Raw genomic sequence first — 23,218 nt, 5'->3', positions numbered from 1 at the left:
ACGGGACCCACACCATGAGTCGCAACAAATGGATTCGTACGTTCCATGCGAAGCCCGACGCCAAGGCCCGCCTGGTGTGCTTCCCGCACGCCGGCGGTCCCGCGATCGCGTTCACCGCTCTGTCGGCGGCGCTGCCCGCCGATGTCGAACTGCTCGCCGTGCAGTACCCGGGGCGGCAGGACCGCAGGTCCGAGCCGTTCGCCGAGGACGTGACGACGCTCGCCACGGGCATCGTGGACGCGCTCGCCGACTTCGACGACCGGCCGCTGTTCCTGCTCGGGCACAGCTTCGGCTCGCTCGTGGCCTTCGAGTCGGCCCGGCTCCTGCAGGAGCGGGCCGGCCTGGCCCGCCTGTTCGCGTCGGCGGCGTGGCCGCCGTCGGCGGACTGGCGGGCGCACGCCGACGGGGCGCACTCCGACGAGGAGATCCTCGGCCACATCCGGTGGCTCGGCGGCGTACCCGACATCATCCTCAACGACCCCGAGATGGTCGGCGAGATGATCCGGCTGATGCGCGGCGACCAGGAGGTCCTCGGCCGCTACCAGGCCAAGGACGGCGCCGCCGTCACGGCGCCGCTGACGGTCCTGCTCGCCGAGGACGACCCGAAGAACACGGCCGAGCAGATGGCCGACTGGGAGCGGCACACCACGGGCGAGTACCGCCTGGAGCTGCTTCCCGGCGGCCACTTCGCCCTCACCGAGCCCGACCCGGCGGTGGTCCCGCTGCTCACCCGCGTCATCCGCGAGGACCTGGCGCGGGCCGCGGCCCCCGGCACGGCGGGACAGGCGGGCGGCGCATGAGCGAGCAGACCGGTCAGGCGCGGCCGCCCCGGGCCGAGATGGTCCGGCAGATCTATCTGGCCGGGATCTCCGGGCAGAAGCCGAAGCTGTCCACGGACCTGACGACGCTGGAGGAGGCGGCGCGCGCGGTCCTCGAACCGCACGCGCACGCCTACATCGCGGGGGACGCGGGCACCGGCACCACCGGCCACGTCAACCGCGAGGCGTTCGAGCGCTGGCGGCTGCTGCCGCGCATGTGGAAGGGCGTCAGCGAGCGGGACATGTCGGTGACCCTGTTCGGGCAGCGCCTGGACGCGCCGGTGCTGCTCGCGCCGGTGGCCGCGCAGACGGTGGCGCACCCCGAGGGCGAGCTGGCCTCGGTCCGCGCCGCCGCCGAGGTCGGCCTGCCGTTCGTCCTGTCGTCCTTCTCCTCGCACTCCATGGAGGACGTGGCGAAGGCGGCCGGGAGCGAGCCGCGCTGGTACCAGCTGTACTGGCCGAACGACCCGGAGGTGGCCGAGTCCCTGGTCCGCCGGATCGAACCGGCCGGGTACTCGGCGATCGTGGTCACGGTGGACAACCCCACCTTCGGCTACCGGCCCTGCGACATGGACACCGCGTACATCCCGTTCGTGCACGGCCAGGGCATCGCCAACTTCACCAGCGACCCGGCGTTCCAGGCCCAACTGCCGGAGGGCGGCGGGGCGATGGCGGCCGTCGGGCACTGGGCGAAGATCTCGGCCAACCCGACGCTCACCTGGGACGATCTGCCGCGCCTGCGGTCGTGGACGACGCTGCCCATCCTCATCAAGGGCATCCAGCACCCGGACGACGCCCGCAAGGCGCTCGCGTCCGGCGCGGACGGTGTCGTGGTCTCCAACCACGGCGGCCGCCAGCTGGACGGCGGTGTGGCCGCGCTCGACGCGCTGCCCGCGGTGCGCGCGGCCCTCGGGCCCGACGTCCCGGTCCTGATGGACTCCGGGGTGCGCACCGGCACGGACGTGGTCAAGGCGCTCGCGCTCGGCGCGGACGCGATCCTGTTCGGCAGGCCGTACCTGTACGGTCTCGCCCTTGACGGACAGGCGGGCGTGGAACACGTCCTGAGGTGCCTGCTCGCCGATCTGGACCTGGCGATGACCCTCACGGGGAGCAGGACGATCGCGGACATCACCCGGGACCTGGTGGTCCCGTCGGGTCCGCTCGCGCATTAGCGGGCGGCCCGCACAACCCACTGAAGCGGTCCTGAGCGGCGCCGGAAGGCGCGGCTCAGGACCGCTTCGCTGTGTACGCCGCCGCGGTGGACGCCGTCGTGCGTACCCGGCGCAGGAAACCCCGGAGGGGGCGAGGCCTTCCGGCCTCGCCCCCTCCGGGGTTTCGTCCTGCCCGCTCCCGCCCCCTACTCGCTGTCGAGGTGACGGCTGAGGATCCGGCAGATCTCCGCCGCGGGCCGCGGCAGATACATCCCCATGTGCGTGGAGTGGATGTCGTGCTCCTCCACCGTTCCCTCGATGTACGCCGCCCACTGCGGGGCGTACGACTCGTCGGGGTTCAGCGTCGCGTTGAAGAACACCGCGTCGCCGCGGTACTTCGGCTGCGTGTACTCCATCATCATGTCGGTGTGCCGGACGGCGATGAGGGACGCGTTCTTCACGAGCGAGTTCCGCTCGCCGCCGTCGGCCCCGTCCGCGTCGCCGGCGGCGCCGCCCTCCGGGCCCGTGTGCGGGATGTACCCGGCGAGCACGTCCTCCACCTCGGCCATCTCCAGCGACGTGTTGTTCCGCGCGAACCACTCCGCGGGCACGCAGTCGAGCAGGCCGAGCAGCGCCACCTCGTGGCCGCGCGCCTGGAGTTCGCCCGCGAGGGCGTGCGCCAGGGTGCCGCCGATGGACAGGCCGACGAGTCGGAAGGGACCCTCCGGCTGGACGGCGAGGATCTGCTCCAGGTAGTCCGCGACCATCTCGTCGATGGAGCCCGGCAGTTCGGAACCGTCGAAGCCCCGCGCCTGGATGCCGTGGACGGGCCGGTCGCCGAGCTGCGTGGCGAAGCCGAGGTAGACCCAGGACAGGCCGACGCCGGGGTGGATGAACCACAGGGGTCCGCCGTCGCCGTCGGTCTTCATCGGGAGCACCACACCGAACGGGTCGGTGAAGCTGAACGACTCCCTGCCCGAGGTCAGGCAGTCGGCCATGTCCGCGACCGTGGAGTACTGGAACACGACCCGCATCGGGATCTCGACCCCGAGGACCGTACGGATGCGGCTGACGAGCCGGGTGGCGAGCAGCGAGTGGCCGCCGACGGTGAAGAAGTTGTCGTCGATGCCGACCCGCTCCAGGCCGAGGACCTCCGCGAACAGGCCGCACAGGACTTCCTCCTGCGGAGTGCGCGGGGCGCGGTACTCGACCCCCGTGAACTCCGGCTCGGGCAGCGCCTTGCGGTCCAGCTTGCCGTTCGGCGCCAGCGGCAGGCGCTCAAGGACCACGAACGCCGACGGCACCATGAACTCGGGCAGCTTCCCGGCCACGAACTCCCGCAGCGCCGTGATGTCGAACGTGTCGACGTCCCGCTCCCCGGCCGGGACGACGTACGCCACGAGGCGCTTGTCGACCGTCCCGGTGCCGCGGGCCACGACCACGCCCTGCGCCACCTGCGGGTGCGCCGTGAGCGCCGCCTCGACCTCGCCGGGCTCGATGCGGAAGCCCCGCACCTTCACCTGCGCGTCGTCACGGCCGACGTACTCCAACTGCCCGTCCGCGTTCCAGCGGGCCAGGTCACCCGTGCGGTACATCCGCGATCCGGCCGGACCGTGGGGGTCGGCCACGAAGCGGTCCGCGGTCAGGTCGGCGCGGCCGAAGTAGCCGCGGCTGACGGCGCCCGCCACGTACAGCTCGCCTACCACGCCCTCGGGTGCGGGGGTGAGGGTCGGTCCGAGGATGTACGCCCGCATGTTGCCGAGCGGGGTGCCGACCGGCGCGCTGCCGGTGCCGGCCCACTCCTGGTCGGCGGGGAGCGCCCACGTCGTCGCGTAGAACGACTCCGTCTGGCCGTAGGCGTTGACCACCCGGACGCCCGGGACGGCCTCGCGCACCCGCTCCACCAGCGCGGCGGGCAGCGCCTCACCGGCGAACACCACGGACTCGGCGCTGATCTCCCCGGTGACCTGGTCGAGGAGCTCGGCGAAGACCGACGGGACCGTGGAGATCACGCCGCCCGTCCAGCCGTTGCGCTCGCCGATGACCAGGACGTCCCGGACCACTTCGAGGGTGCCGCCGGTCGACAGCGTCGTGAAGGTCTCGAAGACCGACACGTCGAAGTTGACCGAGGTGCCCGCGAGCATCCGCGAGCCCGCGCCGCCGACACGCTCGACGAGCCGCGTGATGCCGTTGACCACGTTGGCGTGCGTGACCATGACGCCCTTCGGGGTGCCGGTCGAGCCGGAGGTGTACATCACGTACGCCACGTTGTCCGGCCGCAGCGGCGTCACCCGGTCCTGGTCGCGGACCTTGGTGTTGCGCTGCTTCGGTTCCAGGTCGAGGTCGCCGATGAACAGTCGCGGCACGTCGTTGTCCGGCAGGACGCCGACGGTGTCCGCGTCGGTGAGCAGCAGCCTCGGCCGCGCGTTGGACAGGATGTAGTCCAGCCGCGAACTCGGGTACTTCGGGTCGATCGGCAGATACGCCGCACCGGCCTTCAGCACACCCAGCAGACCCACGATCAGATCCGCCGACCGCGGCAGCGCCAGACCCACGATCGTCTCCGGGCCCACCTCCCGCCGAATCAGCTCCCGCGCCAACAGGTTGGCGCGCGCGTCCAGTTCGCGGTAGGTCCACGACGTGTCGCCGAAGTCCACCGCGACCGCGTCCGGGGTCCGCGCGGCCTGCTCCTCGAACAGGCCGGGCACGGTGAGTGCGGGCGTCTCGGCGGCCGTGTCGTTGTACGCCCCGAGCAGCCGCTCCCGCTCCCCCGGCTCGAGCACGTCGACGTCCTTGACGGGCGTCTCCGGGTCGGCCGCGATCTGCTGGAGCACCCGGCCGAGACGGCCCGCGATGCCCTTCACCACGTCCTTGTCGTACATGGTGTCCTGGTACTGCAGGCCCATGCGCAGGTGCGGCGAGGCGTCGGCGCCCACGATCAGCGGGTAGTGCGTCCCGCTGGACGCGCGCAGGCCCGTCACCGCGATGCCCGCCGTGGCGTTGGCGTCGCTCATGCCCGCGTGGTCGACCGGGAACGACTCGAACACCACGATGGTGTCGAAGAGCGTGCTGAGTCCGGTCGCCTGCTGGATGTCCGACAGGCCGTAGTGGTGGTGGTCGAGGAGGGCGGCCTGGCGGTCCTGGAGGCCGGTGAGGAGCTGGGCGAGGGTCTGGCCGGGCTCGGCCGCGACACGGACGGGCAGGGTGTTGATGAACAGGCCGACCATGGTGTCGACGCCCGTGACCGACGGCGGGCGTCCGGAGACGGTGGCGCCGAAGGTCACGTCCTGACGTCCCGTCAACTGGCCTAGGGCCAGCGCCCAGGCGCCCTGCACCAGGGTGTTCAGGGTGATGCCCAGCTCCGAGGCGCGCCGCGAGAGGGTGCGGGCGTCCTCCGTGGGCAGCGGCACCTCGACCATGTCCAGGCCGCCCTGCTCCTCCGAGGCACCCGGAGCCAGCATCGTCGGCTCCTCGACCCCGTCCAGCTCCTGGGCCCAGGCCCGGGCCGCCTCGCCCCGGTCCTGCTGCGAGAGCCAGGCCAGGAACTCGCGGTAGCTGCGCACGCGCGGCAGGTCCGCGGGGTCGCCGTGGGAGCCGTACAGGCGCAGGAGGTCCTGGATGAGCATGGGGAAGGACCAGCCGTCGTACAGCACGTGGTGGGCGCTGAAGACCAGCTCGGAGAGGTTGTCGTCCAGCTTGACCAGGCACATCCGCAGCAGCGGCGCGGTGGCCGGGTCGAAGTGGGTGACCTGGTCCTCGGCGAGGAGCTTCTCGAACGCCTCCTCGCGCTCGTCCTCGGGCAGCGTGCTCAGGTCGGCCTCGCTCCAGGGGAGTTCGACGCCGTCCACGATCAACTGGACCTGCTCGCCGCGCGCGTCGGTGACGAACGCGGCCCGCAGGTTCGCGTACCGGTCGAGCAGTGCCTGCCCGGCCGTGCGGATCCTGGCCGGGTCGACCTGTCCGGACAGGTGCATCACGAGCTGGATGTGGTACGCGTCGCGGGCGTCGGCCGGGCCGTCGGTGTCGCCGGCGCCGAGCATGCTGTGGAACAGCAGGCCCGACTGCATCGTCGTGAGCGGCCAGATGTCCGAGACGCCCGGGTACTTCTTCTCCCAGGCCTCGATGTCGGACTGCTCCACGTTGACCAGCGGCACGTCGGACGGCGTGAGGCCGCCCGCGTCCGGGGTGGCGGCGTGGCGGGTGAGGCCGTCCAGGGCCTCGCACCACAGGTCCGCCAGGCGCTGCACCTCGGCGCGGGACAACACACCGGTCGGGAAGCCGATGCTCGCGGTGAGCTCCGGTCCCTGGGCGCTGTCCGTGACGTACGCGGCGAAGTCCACCGTCGCGAGGGCGGGCATCTCCGCGTTGAGGTCGGCGATGAGCGCGTCGGTGTCGGGGGCGATGCTCCAGCCGAGGCCGCGCAGTTCCTCGGGCATGTCGTCGGCGGAGAACCGGCCCAGGTAGTTGAACGCGATCTGCCCCGTCGGCCGCCCCTCCAGAGCCAGCGACGTCACCGGGTTGAGGTAGCGCAGCAGACCGAAGCCGATGCCCTTGTCCGGCACGGACAGCAGCTGCTCCTTGACCGCCTTGACGACCGACCCCGCGGCCCTGCCGCCCGCGAACGCCTCCGCCACGTCGTGCCCCGCCACGTCCAGACGTACCGGGAACATGCTCGTGAACCAGCCCAGCGTGCGCGACACGTCCGCACCCGGAGCCACGTACTCCTCGCGGCCGTGGCCTTCGAGGCGGATCAGCGTCGAGGACTCCGACACGCCCCGCTCGTCCCGCCAGCGCGACACCGCGAGGGCGAGCGCGGCGAGCAGGCCGTCGTTGACGCCGCCGTGGAAAGCGGCCGGGACGGTCGTCAGGAGCGACTCCGTCACCGCCACCGGCAGCTTGACCGACACGGTCTCCACTGTGGCGGTGACGTCCACCGCCGGGTCGAGCGGGCGCGAACCGAGGACCGGGTCATCGCCGTCCAGCATGCTTTCCCACAGGGGGAGTTCGGCAGTACGGGTCTCGCTGTGCGCCTCGTCCTTCAGGGCGTGCGCCCAGCGGCGCAGCGAGGTCGCCACGGGCGCGAGCTCCGGCGCCCTGCCCGCCTTGACCTGCTCCCAGGCCGCGGCCAGGTCCGGCACCAGGATGCGCCAGGACACACCGTCCACCACCAGGTGGTGCAGCACGACGATGAGCCGCCCGGCCGCCTCGACACCCGCGGTGTCGAACCACACGAACTGCGCCATCACCCCCGCCGCCGGGTTCAACCGGCCCGTGGCCGCGTCGAGTTCGGCGGCGGCGAGCCGCTGCCAGGCCTCCGCCGACCACTCGCCGTCGCACTCCACCCGGTGCACCAGCGACGCCACGTCGACAGTGCCGGGCGCGGTGACCTCCAGGCCGCCGTCGCCCTCGGTGATCAAGCGCGAGCGCAGCACGTCGTGGGCGTCGACAACGGCCGTGAGGGTCGCGAAGAGGCCCGCCTCGTCGATGTCCTTCGGCAGGTCGAGGACCGTCGACATGGAGAACCGGTCGGTGTTCTCGCCGAGTTCGGTGGTCATGTAGCGGGCGACGGGCAGGAGCGGCATCCAGCCGACACCGCCGCCCTCCAGCTCCTCCAGGACCGCGCCGGCGCCCGCGAGGCGGTTCTCGACGGCCGCGACGGCGAGGTCGGCCACCGTGCGGCACTCGAAGATCTGCCGCGGGGTGATCTCGATGCCCTGCGCCTTGGCGCGGGACACCACCTGGATGGAGCGGATGGAGTCGCCGCCGACGGCGAAGAAGTCGTCGTCGACACCGACCCGGCCGAGGCCCAGGACCTCGGCGTACACCCCGGCGAGGACCTTCTCCTCGGCGGTGCGGGGCGCCCGGTACTCCCCTGCCGTGAACTCCGGCTCGGGCAGGGCCTTGCGGTCCAGCTTGCCGTTGGGGGCCAGCGGCAGGCGGTCGAGGACCACGAACACCGCGGGCACCATGAACTCCGGCAGGCGCGCGGAGACGAACTTGCGCAGTTCCTCCACCGAGACACCGGCGGTCAGGTCGAGGTCGGCGTTGACGTCCTCGATCTGCTCACCGGCGGGGACCACATAGCCGACGAGCTGCTTGCTGCCGCGGCCGTCCTTGACGACCACGACGGCCTGGGCGACACCGGGGTGCGCGGCGAGCGCGGCCTCGACCTCGCCGGGCTCGATGCGGATGCCGCGCACCTTGACCTGCGCGTCGTCGCGGCCGACGTACTCCAGTTGGCCCTCGGGGGTCCAGCGGGCCAGGTCACCGGTGCGGTACATGCGGCCGCCCGCGGGGCCGAACGGGTCGGCGACGAAGCGGTCCGCGGTCAGGTCGGCGCGGCCGAAGTAGCCGCGCGCCACGTTGCCTGCGATGTACAGCTCGCCCACGACGCCGACGGGCACGGGCGCGAGGCCCGAACCGAGGACGTAGGCGCGCATGTTGCCGAGCGGGGCGCCGATGGGGGCGCTGCCCGCGCCGGTCCACTCCTGGTCGGCGGGCAGCGCGAACGTCGTCGCGTAGAACGACTCGGTCTGGCCGTAGGCGTTGACGACGCGGACGCCGGGGATGGCCTCGCGGGCCCGCTCGACGAGGGCCGCGGGCAGCGCCTCACCGGCGAACACCACCGAGTCGACCTCGAGTTCGCCGTCGACCTGCTCGAGGAGCTCGGCGAAGACCGACGGGACGGTCGAGACGACGCCGCCCGTCCAGCCGCCGCGCTCGCCGATGACGAGCACGTCGCGGGCCACCTCGACGGTGCCGCCCTGGGACAGGGTCGTGAAGGTCTCGAAGACCGACACGTCGAAGTTGACCGAGGTCGCGGCGAGCATCCGCGTGGACGAGTCGATGCCCACGGACGCGGCGAGGCGGGTGATGCCGTTCACCACGTTGTGGTGGGTGATCGCCACGCCCTTCGGGGTGCCGGTCGAGCCGGAGGTGTACATCACGTACGCCACGTTGTCCGGCTTGAGCGCGGCCCTGCGGTCCTTGTCGCGGACCTTGACGTTGCGCTTCCTCGGCTCCAGGTCGAGGTCGCCGATGAACAGCCGCGGCACGTCGTTGACGGGCAGGACGCCGACGGTGTCCGCGTCGGTGAGCAGCAGCCTCGGCCGCGCGTTGGACAGGATGTAGTCCAGCCGCGCACTCGGGTACTTCGGGTCGATCGGCAGATACGCCGCACCGGCCTTCAGCACACCCAGCAGACCCACGATCAGATCCGCCGACCGCGGCAGCGCCAGACCCACGATCGTCTCCGGGCCCACCTCCCGCCGAATCAGCTCCCGCGCCAACAGGTTGGCGCGCGCGTCCAGTTCGCGGTACGTCCACGACGTGTCGCCGTCGACCACGGCGACGGCGTGCGGGTGCTTGTCCGCCTGCTTCTCGAACAGGCCGGGGATGGTGAGGTCCGGCGTCGGCTGCGCGGTGTCGTTGAAGCCGCGCAGGACCAGGTCACGCTCGGCGGGCTCGACCAGCTCGACGGCGCCGACGCGCTGCGCCGGGTCGGCCGCGAGGAGGCCCACGACGCGGATGAACCGGTCGGTGATCTCCTGGGCGCTCGCGTGGTCGAACAGGTCGGTGGCGTACTCCAGGTGGCCGACGACGCCGTAGCCGGGGATGTCGGCCATGTTGAAGAACAGGTCGAACTTGGCGCTCTCGTTGCGGATCCGCTCGAACCGCACGTCGAGGCCGGGCAGGGCGAAGTCGTTCCGGTTGAAGTTCTGCCAGGCGAACATCACCTGGAACAGCGGCGAGTACGCCGTGGACCGCTCCGGGTTGAGCACCTCCACCAGGCGCTCGAACGGCACGTCCTGGTTGTCGTAGGCGGCCAGGGACTTGTCGCGGGCCTGGTCGAGCAGGTCCTCGAAGGTGGGGTTGCCCGACAGGTCGGCGCGCAGGACCCAGGTGTTGACGAAGAAGCCGACCAGGTCCGCGAGGAGTTCGTCGGTGCGGTTTGCGATCGGCGCGCCGATCGTGATGTCGTCACCGCCGCCGAGGCCGTGCAGCAGCACGGTCAGGGCGGACTGGAGCACCATCGACGCGGTCGCGCCGCGCCGCCGGGCCAGTTCCTCGACGGCGTCCATGACGTCCCGGTCGAGGGCGAACTCGACCGTGGCGCCGCGGTGGCTCGCGGCCGGCGGGCGGGGCCGGTCGGTGGGCAGGCGGAGCGGCTGGGGCACGCCCGCGAGCTCCTCGCGCCAGTAGTCGACCTGCCCGGACTGCACGCTGTCCGGGTCGTCCTCGGCGCCGAGCAGCTCGCGCTGCCACAGCGTGTAGTCCACGTACTGCACCGGCAGTTCCGGCCACGCCGGGGCCGCGCCCGCGAGCCGGGCGGTGTAGGCCGCGGCGAGGTCGCGGGACAGCGGGCCCATGGACACGCCGTCGCTGACGATGTGGTGGAAGAGCAGCAGCAGGACGAACTCGTCCTCGCCGCAGCGGAACACGGTGGCCCGCGTCGGGACCTCACCGGCCAGGTCGAAGCTGTACCCGGCGGCCTCGGCCATGGCGTCGTCGAGCGCGTCGGGGGCGACGTCGACGACGGGCACGTCGATGTGCACGTCGGCGGCGGGCAGCACCTTCTGGAAGGGCACGCCCTCGCTGTCGTCGATGATCAGCGTGCGCAGGCTCTCGTGCCGCGTGACCACGTCGTTGACGGCGGCCTCGAACGCGGCGGTGTCCAGGGTGCCGGTCAGGCGCAGCGGGAACGGCGTGTTGTACGTCGCCGAGGGGCCCTCGAAGCGGTCGATGAACCACAGGCGGCGCTGCGCGTACGACAGCGGCACGAACTCGGGGCGGGTCTCGGCCCGACGCAGTTGCGCGCGGACGCTGCCGCCGCCGGTCAGGTGCTCGACGAGCTCCGCGACGGTGGGCGAGGCGAAGACGACGCGGATCGGGATCTCGACGTCGAGCGTGGTGCGGATGCGGCTGACGAGGCGGGTGGCGAGCAGCGAGTGGCCGCCGACGGTGAAGAAGTTGTCGTCGATGCCGACCCGCTCCAGGCCGAGGACCTCCGCGAACAGGCCGCACAGGGCCTCTTCCTGCGGAGTGCGCGGGGCGCGGTACTCGGCGCCGGTGAACTCCGGCTCGGGCAGCGCCTTGCGGTCCAGCTTGCCGTTCGGCGCCAGCGGCAGGCGCTCAAGGACCACGAACGCCGACGGCACCATGAACTCGGGCAGCTTTCCGCCCACGAACTCGCGCAGCGCCGTGATGTCGATGTCCTCGACGGTCCCGGCCGGGACGACGTACGCCACGAGGCGCTTGTCGGTGGTGCCGGTGCCGCGGGCCACGACCACGCCCTGGGCGACCTGCGGGTGGGCCGTCAGGGCGGCCTCGACCTCGCCGGGCTCGATGCGGAAGCCCCGCACCTTCACCTGCGCGTCGTCACGGCCGACGTACTCCAACTGCCCGTCCGCGTTCCAGCGGGCCAGGTCACCCGTGCGGTACATCCGCGCACCCGCAGGACCGTAGGGGTCGGCCACGAAGCGGTCCGCGGTCAGGTCCGCGCGGCCGAAGTAGCCGCGCGCCACATTGCCCGCGATGTACAGCTCACCCACGACCCCCACGGGGACGGGCGCGAGACCCGCACCGAGCACGTAGGCGCGCATGTTGCCGAGCGGAGCGCCGATCGGGGCGCTGCCGGTGCCGTCCCACTCGTCGCCCGCGGGCAGCGCCCACGTCGTCGCGTAGAACGACTCCGTCTGGCCGTAGGCGTTGACCACCCGGACGCCCGGGACGGCCTCGCGCACCCGCTCCACCAGCGCGGCGGGCAGCGCCTCACCCGCGAACACCACGGATTCCACGGCGAGTTCGCCGGTGACCTGGTCGAGGAGCTCGGCGAAGACCGACGGGACCGTGGAGATCACGCCGCCCGTCCAGCCGTTGCGCTCGCCGATGACCAGGACGTCCCGTGCGACCTCCAGGGTGCCGCCCTGGGACAGGGTCGTGACGGCCTCGAAGACCGACACGTCGAAGTTGACCGAGGTGCCCGCGAGGACGCGCGTGCCGGCGTCGATGCCCACGGACTCGGCGAGGCGGGTCACGCCGTTCACCACGTTGTGGTGGGTGATCGCCACGCCCTTCGGGGTGCCGGTCGAGCCGGAGGTGTACATCACGTACGCCACGTTGTCCGGCTTGAGCGGGGCCCTGCGGTCGGCGTCCGTCAACGGAGCCCCGGCGGTGGTGGCCGCGAGGTCCACGTCGCCGAGGAACAGGCGCGGGATGTCCGTCTCGGGCAGCACGCCCACGGTGTCGGCGTCGGTGAGGAGCAGCTTCGGCGCCGCGTCGGACAGGATGTGGTCCAGGCGGGAGCTCGGGTACTTCGGGTCGATCGGCAGATAGGCGCCGCCCGCCTTCAGGACCGCGAGCAGACCCGTGATCAGGTCGGCCGAGCGCGGCAGCGCCAGGCCCACGATCGTCTCCGGGCCGACCTCACGGGCGATCAGCTCCCGCGCGAGGCGGTCGGCGCGGGCGTTCAGCTCGGCGTACGTCAGCGAGGTGTCGCCGTGCACGAGCGCGACCGCGTCCGGGGTCGCCGCGGCCTGCCGCTCGAACAGGCCGGGGATGGTGAGGGCGGGCGTCTCGGCGGCCGTGGCGTTCAGGCCGTACAGGACGTGCTCGCGCTCCTGCGCCTCCAGGACGTCGACGTGCCCCGCGGGGATCCGCGGGTCCTCGACGAGTTGCAGCAGGATGCGGTGGAAGCGGGCCGCGATGGCCTCGACGTCCGCGCGCTCGAAGAGGTGGTGCTGGTACTGCAGGCCGAGGCGCAGGTGCGGCTCGGCGTCGGCGGAGACGATCAGCGGGTAGTGGGTGCCGCTGAGCGGGCTGATGCCGGTGACCTCAAGGCCCGCCGCCGAGTAGGCGTCGGTGATGCCGACGGAGTCGACGGGGTAGGAGTCGAAGACGACGATCGTGTCGAACAGCGAGGTCAGGCCGACCGCGTTCTGGATGTCGCTGAGACCGAAGTGCTGGTGGTCGAGGAGCGAGCCCTGCCGGTTCTGCAGGGCGGTGAGGACGTCGGCGAGGGACTCGCGCGGCGCGCAGTCCACCCGCACCGGAAGGGTGTTGATGAACAGGCCGACCATGTAGTCCACGCCCGGCACGACCGGCGGACGGCCGGACACCGTGGCGCCGAACACGACGTCCCTGCGGCCGGTCAGCTCCGCGAGGAGCAGGCCCCAGGCGCCCTGCACGACGGTGTTCATGGTGATGCCGAGCTCGGCGGCGCGGCGGGCGAGCTCACGGGCGGACTCGGCGGCCAGCGGCACGTCGACCTGGCCGATGCCGCCCGGCTCCGCGCCGGGGCGGGCGCTGGGGGCGAGCAGGGTGGGCTCGTCGACCCCGGCCAGCTCCTCGGCCCAGACGCGGGTGTCCTCGGCTCGGTCCTGCTGGTTCAGCCAGACCAGGAAGTCCCGGTAGCCGCGGACGCGCGACAGCTCGGAGGCGTCGCCGTCGGAGCCGTACAGGCGCAGCAGGTCCTGCAGGAGGAGCGGCACGGACCAGCCGTCGAACAGCACGTGGTTGGCGGTGAACACCAGCTCCGCGCGGTCGTCGCCGAGGGTGACCAGGGTCATCCGCAGCATCGGCGGGTTCACGGGGTCGAAGTGCTTGGCGTGGTCGTCGGCGAGGAGCTTCTTCAGGGCGGCGTCGCGCTCGGCGTCGCCGAGGGAGCTGTAGTCGAACTCCAGCCACGGCAGCGGGACCTCGTCGAGGACGAGCTGCACCTGGTTGCCCTCGGTGTCCGTGACGAACGCGGTGCGCAGGCTCGCGTACCGGTCGAGCAGGGCCTGTCCGGCCGCGCGCATGCGGGCGGGCTCGACCTTGCCGGACAGGTGGAAGACGAGCTGCATCTGGTACGCGTCGAAGGAGGCGTCCGAGAGCATCGTGTGGAACAGCAGACCCGACTGGGCGGCGGTGAGCGGCCACACGTCGGACACGCTCGGGTAGCGGCGCTCCCACAGCTCGATGTCGGCCTGCGTGGTCGTCACCAGCGGCACGTCGGACGGCGTGAGGCCGCCCGCGCCGGGCGCCGACACATGCTGGGCGAGGCCTTCGAGGGCCTGGATCCACAGGTCGGCGAGGTCCTGCACGTCGGCGGCGGAGAGGACGCCCGCGGGGAAGCCGATGCGGGCGTTGAGCTGCGGGCCCTCGTCGGAGTCCAGGACCAGGGCGTTGACGTCGAACACCGACAGGGCGGGCATGTCCGCGTCGAGGTCGGCGAGGATGTCGGCGGTGCCCTCGGCCTGGCTGAAGCCGAGGCCGCGCAGGTGGTCGGGCATGTCCGTGGACGTGGAGAAGCGGCCGAGGTAGTTGAAGGCGATCTGGCCGGTGGAGTAGCGGCGCAGGATCTCGGCGGTCTCCGGGTTGAGGTAGCGCAGCAGGCCGTAGCCGAGGCCCTTGTCGGGGATGGCGAGTGCCTGCTCCTTGACGGCCTTGACCGCGGCGCCCGCGGCGGCGCCGCCCGCGAAGGCCTCCTCGACGTCGATGCCGCCGATGTCGAGGCGCAGCGGGAACATGCTGGTGAACCAGCCCATGGTGCGGGACAGGTCCGCGCCGGGCACCGCGTACTCCTCGCGGCCGTGGCCCTCCAGGCGAAGGAGCACCGTCGGCTCGTCCACGCCGCGGGCGCGCCGCCAGCGGGTGACGGCGAGGGCGAGGCCGGCGAGCAGGCCGTCGTTGACGCCGCCGCGGAAGGCCGCGGGCAGCGTGGTCAGGAGCTGCTCGGTGACGGGCACGGGCACCTGTACGACGACGTGCTCCACGGTGGAGACGGTGTCGGTGGCCGGGTCGAGGTGGCGGCTGCCGAGCACCGGGTCGGGCCCCGCGACGACGGACTTCCACAGCTCGAGCTCGGCGGTGCGCTCCGGCGTCGCGGCCTCGTCCACCAGGGCGTGCGCCCAGCGGCGCACGGAGGTGGAGACGGGGTCGAGCGCGGGTGTCCTGCCCGCCTTGATCTGCTCCCAGGCGGCGGCGAGGTCGGGCAGCAAAACGCGCCAGGACACGCCGTCGATGGCGAAGTGGTGCAGGACGACGTGCAGGCGGCCCGGCTTGTCGGCGCCCGCGTCGAACCACACGAACCGCGCCATGCTGCCGGCGGCGGCGTCCAGGCGGGCGGTGGCGGCGTCGAGTTCGGTGAACGCGCGCTCGCGCCACGCCTGGTCCCACTGGCCGTCGCACGGGACGCGGTGGACGAGCGAGGCCACATCGACGGTGCCGGGCGCGGTGACCTCAAGGCCGCCGTCGCCGTCGGTGAGCAGGCGCGAGCGCAGGATGTCGTGGTGGTCGACGACGGCGCCCAGGGTGGCGACGAGGCCCGCCTCGTCGATGCCGACGGGCAGGTCGAGGACCATCGACATGGAGAAGCGGTCGCTGCCGCCGCCCAGTTCCTCGAGGAAGTGCCCGGCGGGAAGCAGCGGCATCCAGCCGACGCCGCCGCCCTCCAGCTCCTCCAGGACGGTGGCCTGTCCCCCGGCCGCCGCGACGTCGGCCAGCTCGGCCACGGTGCGGCACTCGAAGATCTGCCGGGGGCTGACCTCGACGCCCTGGGCGCGGGCCCGCGAGACGACCTGGATGGAGCGGATGGAGTCGCCGCCGACGGCGAAGAAGTCGTCGTCGATGCCGACCCGGTCCAGGCCGAGGACCTCGGCGTAGACGCCGGTGAGGACCTCCTCGGTGGGGGTGCGCGGGGCGCGGTACTGGCCGCCGGTGAACTCCGGCTCGGGCAGGGCCTTGCGGTCCAGCTTGCCGTTCGGGGCCAGCGGCAGGCGGTCCAGCATCATGAAGACGGACGGGACCATGAACTCGGGCAGGCGCGTGGAGACGAAGCGGCGCAGCTCGCGCGAGGAGACGACCATGGTCAGGTCGACGTCGAGCTCGCCGAGGCTGTCGACGTCGCCGGAGCCCACCGCGCCGTCGTCGGAGCCCACGGGCACGACGTAGCCGACGAGCTGCTTGCTGCCGCGGCTCTGGTGGACGGTCACGACGGCCTGGGCGACGCCCGGGTGGGCGGTGAGCGCGGCCTCGATCTCGCCGGGCTCGATGCGGAAGCCGCGGACCTTGACCTGCGCGTCGCCGCGGCCGACGTACTCCAGGCGGCCGTCGGCGTTCCAGCGGGCGAGGTCGCCGGTGCGGTACATGCGGGACCCGGCCGGGCCGTAGGGGTCGGCGACGAAGCGGTCCGCGGTGAGGTCGGGGCGGCCGTGGTAGCCGCGGCCGACGACACCCGCGACATAGAGCTCTCCCGCGACGCCGACGGGGGCGGGCTCCAGGCCCGGGCCGAGGACGTAGGTGCGGACGTTGCCGAGCGGGCTGCCGATGGGGGCGCTGCTGGTGCCGTGCCACTGGTCGGTTTCGGACACCGCGAAGGTGGTGGCGTAGAAGGTCTCGCTCTGGCCGTAGGCGTTGACCACGCGCACGCCGGGGATGACCTCGCGCACGCGCTGCACCAGGGCGGCGGGCAGCGCCTCGCCGGCGAAGACGACGGCGTCGACGTTGATCTTGCCGTCGACCTGGTCGAGGAGTTCGGCGAAGACGGACGGGACGGTGGAGACGACGCCGCCGGTCCAGCCGCCGCGCTCGCCGATGACGAGGACGTCGCGGACCACTTCGAGGGTGCCGCCGGTGGACAGCGTGGTGAAGGTCTCGAAGACCGACACGTCGAAGTTGATGGAGGTGCCCGCGAGCACCCGGGAACCGGCCTGGACGCCCACGGCGGACGCGAGCCCCGTGACGTCGTTGACGACGTTGCCGTGCGTGATGGCGACGCCCTTGGGCGTGCCGGTGGAGCCGGAGGTGTACATCACGTACGCGACGTGGTCCGGGCCGAGGGGCGCGGTCCGGTCGGCGTCGGTCAGCTCCGCGTCGGCGGCGGTGACGGTGTCGAGGTCGACGTCGCCGAGGAAGAGCCGCGGCGCGGCGTCGTCCGGGCCCTGGGGCAGCACGCCGACGGTGTCGGCGTCGGTGAGGATCAGGTGCGGCTCGGCGTCCGAGAGGATGAAGTCGAGTCGGGTGCTCGGGTACTTGGGGTCGATCGGCAGATAGGCGCCGCCCGCCTTGAGGATGCCGAGCATGCCGACGACGAGGTCCGCGGAGCGCGGCAGGCACAGGCCCACCACGCTCTCGGGGCCGACGCCGCGGCCGATGAGGTCGCGGGCGAGCCGGTTGGCGCGGGCGTTCAGCTCCGCGTACGTCAGCTCCGTGTCCTCGTGCACGACGGCGACGGCGTCCGGGGTGGCCGCCGCCTGCTTCTCGAAGGCGCCGGGCACGGTGAGCGCGGGCACGGCCGCGGCGGTGTCGTTGAACTGGCCGAGGACCAGCTCGCGTTCGCCGGGCTGGAGGACGTCGACGCGGGTGACGGGGGCGGCGGGGCTCTCGACGAGCTGGCGCACGACACGGACGTAGCGCTCGGTGATGGCTTCGGCGGTGCGCCGGTCGAACAGTTCGGTGGCGTACTCCAGGTACACCAGCATCGACTGCTTGGCCGGGTCGTGGAAGTAGTTGAACTCCAGGTCGAACTTGGCCGTCGTGGTCGACAGCATCTCAAGGCGCGTGGTCAGGCCGGGCAGTTCGAGGGTGGTGCCGACCTCGGTCTCCCAGGTGAACATGACCTGGAAGAGCGGGTGGTAGGCGGTGGAGCGCTCGGGGTTGAGGATCTCCACCAGGCGCTCGAACGGCGCGTCCTGGTTGTCGTACGCCGCGAGCGCCTTGTCCTGCACCTGCGCGAGCAGCCGCTCGAACGTCGGGGCGCCGGAGAGGTCGCCGCGCAGCACCCAGGTGTTGACGAAGAAGCCGATGAGTTCGGTGAGGTCGTCGTCGGTGCGGCCCGCGATGGTGGAGCCGAGCGCGATGTCCTCACCGGCGCCGAGGTGCTGGAGGGTGACCATCAGGGCGGCCTGCATGACCATCGGTACGGTCACGTCGCGCTCGCGCGCCAGCCGCTCGACCTTCGCGACCAGGTCGGGGTCGACGTGCAGGCTGACGCCGTCGCCCTGGTGGCTGGCGACGGGCGGGCGGGGCCGGTCGGCGGGCAGTTGCAGCGGCTGCGGAACACCGGCCAGCTCGCCGCGCCAGTACTCGACCTGCGCGGCGAGGACGCTCTCGGGGTCGTTCTCGTCGCCGAGCAGCTCGCGCTGCCACAGCGTGTAGTCCACGTACTGGACCGGGAGTTCCTCCCAGTCCGGCGCGGCGCCCGCGAGCCGGGCGCGGTAGGCGGTGGCGAGGTCACGGGCCAGCGGGCCCATGGACTCGCCGTCGCTGGCGATGTGGTGGATGAGGAGCACGAGGACGTGCTCCCGCTCGCCGGACTTGAGCAGGGTCGGGCGCAGGGGTATCTCGGTGGCGAGGTCGAGGACGTACTCGGCCTCCTTGGCGATGGCGGCCTCGAGGGCCTCGGGGGCCACCTCGACGAGCGGCATCTCCAGGCGGGCGTCGGCGAGCGCGAGGACCTCCTGCGCCGGAACGCCGTCGGCGTTCTCGACGATGAGGGTGCGCAGGCTCTCGTGCCGCTCCACCACGTCGCGTACGGCCGCCTCCAGGGCGGCGGTGTCGAGGTCGCCGCTGAAGCGGAGCAGGAAGGGAAGGTTGTACGTCGCCGAGGGGCCCTCGAAGCGGCTGATGAACCACAACCGTCGCTGCGCGAAAGACAACGGGATCATTTTACTGTCCACTCCTGTTCATCCTGCGCAGCTTGGGTCGGCGCGACGCCGTGGCGTTCTGCACCGTGCGCGATAGTTCGGCGATGCTGTGCGATTCGAAGATCGCCCGGATCGGCACACTGACTCCGAGTGCCTTGCCAATGCGGCTGGTCAGCCGCGTGGCCAACAGGGAATTCCCGCCCAGGTCGAAGAAGTCGTCGTCGATGCCGACCCGCTCCACGCCGAGGACCTCGGCGAACAGCGTGCAGAGCGTCTCTTCCTTCTCGTTGCGCGGCGCGCGGTAGGCCGCGCCCGCGAACTCCGGCTCGGGCAGGGCCCTGCGGTCCAGCTTTCCGTTCGGGGCCAGCGGGAAGCGGTCGAGGACCACGACCGCGGCGGGCACCATGAATTCGGGCAGGCGGCCCATGATGAAGTCACGCAGCTCGGTCATGTCGACCGTGCTCCTCGCGCCGTCCGTCTCGGTGGGCACGACATAGCCCACGAGCCGCTTGCCGACGCTCTCGCCGCCGTCGTGCACGACGACCGCGGCCTGCGCGATGGCGGGGAAGGCGGTGAGGGCGGCCTCGACCTCGCCGGGCTCGATGCGGAAGCCCCGCACCTTGACCTGCGCGTCACCGCGGCCGACGTACTCCAGTTGTCCGTCGGCGTTCCAGCGGGCCAGGTCGCCGGTGCGGTACATGCGCGCTCCGGCCGGGCCGTAGGGGTCGGCGACGAAGCGGTCCGCGGTGAGGACGGACCGGCCGTAGTAGCCGCGGCCGATGTTCCCGGCCACGTACAGCTCGCCGACGACGCCTTCCGGTACGGGGGTGAGGCCCGGGCCGAGGACGTAGGTGCGCATGTTGCCGATGGGCGTGCCGATGGGGGCGCTGGCCGAGCCGGTCCAGGGCTCGTCGGCGGCGAGGGCGAAGGTGGTGGCGTAGAAGCTCTCGCTCTGGCCGTAGGCGTTGACGACCTTCACACCGGGCATGGCCTCGCGGATGCGGCCCACCAGCGCGGCGGGCAGCGCCTCACCGGCGAACACCAGCGTCTCGACCTTGGTCTTGGCGGCGATCTGCTCGAGCAGTTCGTTGAAGACGGACGGCACGGTGCTGATCACGCTGCCCGACCAGCTGTCGCGCTCGGTGAGGACGAGGACGTCCCGGACGACCTCGACGGTGCCGCCGGAGCAGAGCGTCGTGAACGTCTCGAACACCGACACGTCGAAGTTGACGGAGGTGCCCGCGAGCATCCGGGAGCCGGGGCCCCCGGCGACCCGCGCCGCAAGCCGTGTCACGCCGTTGACGACGTTGGCGTGCGTGATGACGACGCCCTTGGGGGTGCCGGTGGAGCCCGACGTGTACATCACGTACGCGATGCCGTCGGGGTTGAGCGGCGAGTGTCGGTCGGCGTCGGTGACGGGTCCGCCCGGCGCGTCGTCGAGCGCCAGCTCGTCGAGGTGCACGTGCGGGACGTCGGAGGCGGGCAGCACCCCGGTCGTCGCCGAGTCGGTGAGCACGAACCGCGGGGCGGCCTCGGTGAGGATCGAACCGAGGCGCGCGCTCGGGTACTTGGGGTCGATCGGCAGGTATCCGGCGCCGGACTTGAGGATGCCGAGCATGCCGACGACGAGGTCGGCTGAGCGCGGCAGGGCGAGGCCGACGATGGTCTCGGGGCCCGCCCCCTGCTTGATCAGTTCGCGGGCGAGGCGGTTGGCGCGGGTGTCGAGTTCCGCGTACGTGAGCTGCTGGTCGTCGAAGACGACGGCGACGGCGTCCGGGGTCTTCGCCGCCTGCTCCTCGAAGAAGCCGGGGATCGTCAGCTCGGGCGTCGGCTCGGCGGTCTCGTTGAGCCCGACGAGGAGACGCTCGCGCTCGGTGGGGTCGAGCACGTCGACGGCGCGGACGGCCTGGTGCGGGTCGGCGGCGACGGTGGCGAGGATCCGGCCGAAGCGCGCGGCGAGGGTGTCCGCCTCGTCCTGGTCGAAAACGTCCCGCTGGTACTGGACGTTCAGGCGCGGGTGCTCCCCGTCCGGGTAGACGAAGACGGTCACCGGGTAGTGGCTCGCGGTGAACGCGCGGATGCCGGTGATGGTGATGCCGGCGGCCGCGCTGACCTCGCTGATCGTGCCGCGGTCCAGCGGGAAGGACTCGAACCCGACAAGGGTGTCGAACAGGGCCTTGAGGCCGGTGGTCTTGTGGATCTCGGTGAGGCCGTAGTGGTGGTGGTCCAGGAGGGCGGCCTGCCGGTCCTGGAGGCCGGTGAGCAGGTCGGCGAGGGTGTCGCCGGGGGCGCACTGGACGCGTACGGGAAGGGTGTTGAGGAACATGCCGACGATCGAGTCGACCCCGGCGAGCGCGGGCGGACGCCCGGCGACCGTGGACGAGAGCACCACGTCCTGACGCCCCGTCAACTGCCCGAGGAGCAGGCCCCAGGAGCCCTGTACGAGGGTGTTCAGGGTGACGCCGAGGTCCGCGGCGCGCCGGGTCAGCTCGGTGGCCTCGGCCGGGGTCAGCGGTACGTCGACCTGGGCGATGCCGGAGCTGTGGCTTCCGGTTTCCGCGCCAGGGGCCAGGAGGGTCGGCTCGTCGACGCCGTCCAGCTCGCGCCGCCAGGCTTCGGCGGACACCTCGGGGTCCTGCTGGGCCAGCCAGGCGAGGTAGTCGCGGTACGTCCGCGCGGGCGGCAGGCCCGAGGTGTCGCCGCCGGTGCCGTAGAAGCGGAGCACGTCCTGGACGAGCAGGGGCAGCGACCAGCCGTCGAACAGCGCGTGGTGCGCCGTGAGGACCAGCTCGAACCGCTCGGCCTCGCGCTTGACCAGGGAGAGCCGCAGCATCGGCGGCTTGGTGATCTCGAAGTGGGCCTTGAGGTCGTCCGCCATGAACTTCTCGAACGCCGCGTCGCGTTCGCCCTCGGGCGTGCCGCTGAGGTCGACTTCCTGCCAGGGGAGCTCGATGCCGTCGATGACGAGTTGGACGAGGTCGCCGGACGCGTCGTTGACGAAGGCGGTGCGCAGGGCGGGGTGGCGGTCGAGCATGGCCTGTCCGGCGGCGCGCATCCGTGCCGGGTCGATCCGGCCGGAGAGCTGGAGGGCGTATTGCACCTGGTAGGCGTCGAACGAGGACTCGGTGTCGTCGGCCATGAGTGTGTGGAAGAGGAGGCCGGATTGGAGGGGGGAGGTGGGCCAGACGTCGGAGAGGCCGGGGTAGTGCTCTTCCCAGGTTTCGATGTCGGCCTGGGTGGCGTTGACGAGGGGAATGTCGGACGGCGTCAGACCACCGGCGCCGGACTGGGCGGCGCGCCGCGCCAGACCCTCAAGGGCGGTGCACCACAGGTCGGCCAGCTCACGGACCTCCTCCTGCGCGAGCACGCCGGCGGGGGCGGTGAACAGGGCGGTGAGCTGGGGGCCTTGGGGGGTGTCGGTGACGGAGGCGTTGATGTCGACTTCGGCCGGGGCGGGCATGGCCTGGTCCTGGGCCGCGTCCAGGGCGTCGAGTCCGGTGATGCCCGTGGCTTGGGTGAAGCCGAGGTTCTGGGCGTGGGCGGGCATGTCGCTGTGCGCGGAGAAACGGCCGAGGTAGTTGAAGCCGACCTGGCCGTGTCCGTGCGCGGACAGCACCGGCGCGGTGTCGGGGTTGAGGTGGCGCAGCAGCCCGTAGCCGATGCCCTTGTCCGGGATCGCGCGCAGCTGCTCCTTGACGGTTTTCAGGACGCGGGCGGCGGCCGGACCGCCGCTGATCGCCTCGTCGAGGTCGGTGCCGGTCAGGTCGAGGCGGACGGGGAAGACGCTGGTGAACCAGCCCACCGTCTCCGACAGATCCGCGCCCGGCGCGGCGGCCTCCTCACGCCCGTGGCCCTCCAGCCGGATCAGGGAAGAAGACTCCTCGGTGCCGCGGGTGCGGCGCCACTGGGCCAGCGCCAGAGCCAGACCGGCCAGGAGGCCGTCGTTGACCTCGCCGTGGAAAGCCGCCGGGACGGTGGTGAGCAGCGCCTCGGTGAGCTGTGGCGGGAGTTGGACGCGGGTTTCGGTGAGGGTGGCGATGGTGTCCAGGGCCGGGTCCAGGCGGCGGATGCCCAGGACCGGGTCGGGACCCTCCACAATGGACTGCCACAGGGCGAGTTCGGCGGTGCGCTTATCGCTTGCGGCCTCCTCGGCCAGGGCGTGCGCCCAGGCCCGCATCGACGTCGCCACCGGCGCGAGTTCAGGGGCGCGCCCGTCGCGGACCTGCTCCCAGGCCAGCGCGAGGTCGGGCATCAGGATGCGCCAGGACACCCCGTCCACCACCAGGTGATGCAACGCGATCAGCAACCGTCCCGGCGTGTCCCCGGCCGGGTCGAACCACACGAACTTCGCAACCACCCCCGCCCCCGGCTCCAACGACGCGGCAGCCGTCTCCAGCTCGGCCATCAGCTCCGCATGCCAGGCCTCACCCTCCCAAACCCCATCGGATTCCACTCGCTTGAGAAGCGCGGCGACATCGACGGACCCCGGCGCGGCGACCTCCAGGCCGCCCCCGCCGTCCTCGACCAGCCGCGCCCGCAGCAGGTCATGCCGGTCGAACACGGCCGAGAGGGTGGCCGTGAGCTGCTCGGCACTGATGCCTTCGGGCAGGTCCAGGACCATCGC

At 72.2% G+C, this 23,218-nt stretch carries 4 protein-coding genes and 1 pseudogene; 2 read left to right on the top strand and 3 right to left on the bottom strand.

The window, feature by feature from the left end:
* The first annotated feature begins 14 nt into the window (after positions 1–14).
* Both ACZ6BG_RS31765 and ACZ6BG_RS31760 read left to right on the top strand, forming a co-directional pair.
* Entirely contained in the window at positions 15–800 is a 786-nt protein-coding gene (locus tag ACZ6BG_RS31765; protein WP_469007706.1) for a thioesterase II family protein, read from the top strand.
* The gene (locus tag ACZ6BG_RS31760) at positions 797–1,990 is read left to right on the top strand and encodes an alpha-hydroxy-acid oxidizing protein (protein ID WP_469007705.1); all 1,194 of its coding nucleotides are present in this window, start codon (positions 797–799) and stop codon (positions 1,988–1,990) included. The genes ACZ6BG_RS31765 and ACZ6BG_RS31760 overlap by 4 nt, the downstream gene beginning before the upstream one ends.
* Before the next feature lie 185 nt (positions 1,991–2,175).
* On the opposite strand, the gene ACZ6BG_RS31755 is transcribed toward ACZ6BG_RS31760, so the two are convergent.
* The 3 genes and pseudogenes from ACZ6BG_RS31755 to ACZ6BG_RS31745 form a co-directional block, all read right to left on the bottom strand.
* The gene (locus ACZ6BG_RS31755) at positions 2,176–18,615 is read right to left on the bottom strand and encodes an amino acid adenylation domain-containing protein (RefSeq protein WP_469007704.1); all 16,440 of its coding nucleotides are present in this window, start codon (positions 18,613–18,615) and stop codon (positions 2,176–2,178) included.
* 1 nt (position 18,616) lies between these two features.
* Entirely contained in the window at positions 18,617–19,132 is a 516-nt protein-coding gene (locus tag ACZ6BG_RS31750) for a phosphopantetheine-binding protein (protein ID WP_469008159.1), read from the bottom strand.
* 63 nt (positions 19,133–19,195) lie between these two features.
* Positions 19,196–23,215 (bottom strand): annotated as a pseudogene (locus ACZ6BG_RS31745) (amino acid adenylation domain-containing protein); the annotation flags it as partial.
* Positions 23,216–23,218: the final 3 nt, after the last annotated feature.

This window comes from Streptomyces sp. NPDC041205 (genome assembly GCF_055591765.1).
This window is presented reverse-complemented; position numbering and strand designations above follow the sequence as displayed.

Bases quoted from the DNA above. Each gene is read 5' to 3' on its own strand.
- ACZ6BG_RS31765 (WP_469007706.1), top strand. From the start codon at position 15: ATGAGTCGCAACAAATGGATTCGTACGTTCCATGCGAAGCCCGACGCC.
- ACZ6BG_RS31760 (WP_469007705.1), top strand. From the start codon at position 797: ATGAGCGAGCAGACCGGTCAGGCGCGGCCGCCCCGGGCCGAGATGGTC.
- ACZ6BG_RS31755 (WP_469007704.1), bottom strand. From the start codon at position 18,615: ATGATCCCGTTGTCTTTCGCGCAGCGACGGTTGTGGTTCATCAGCCGC.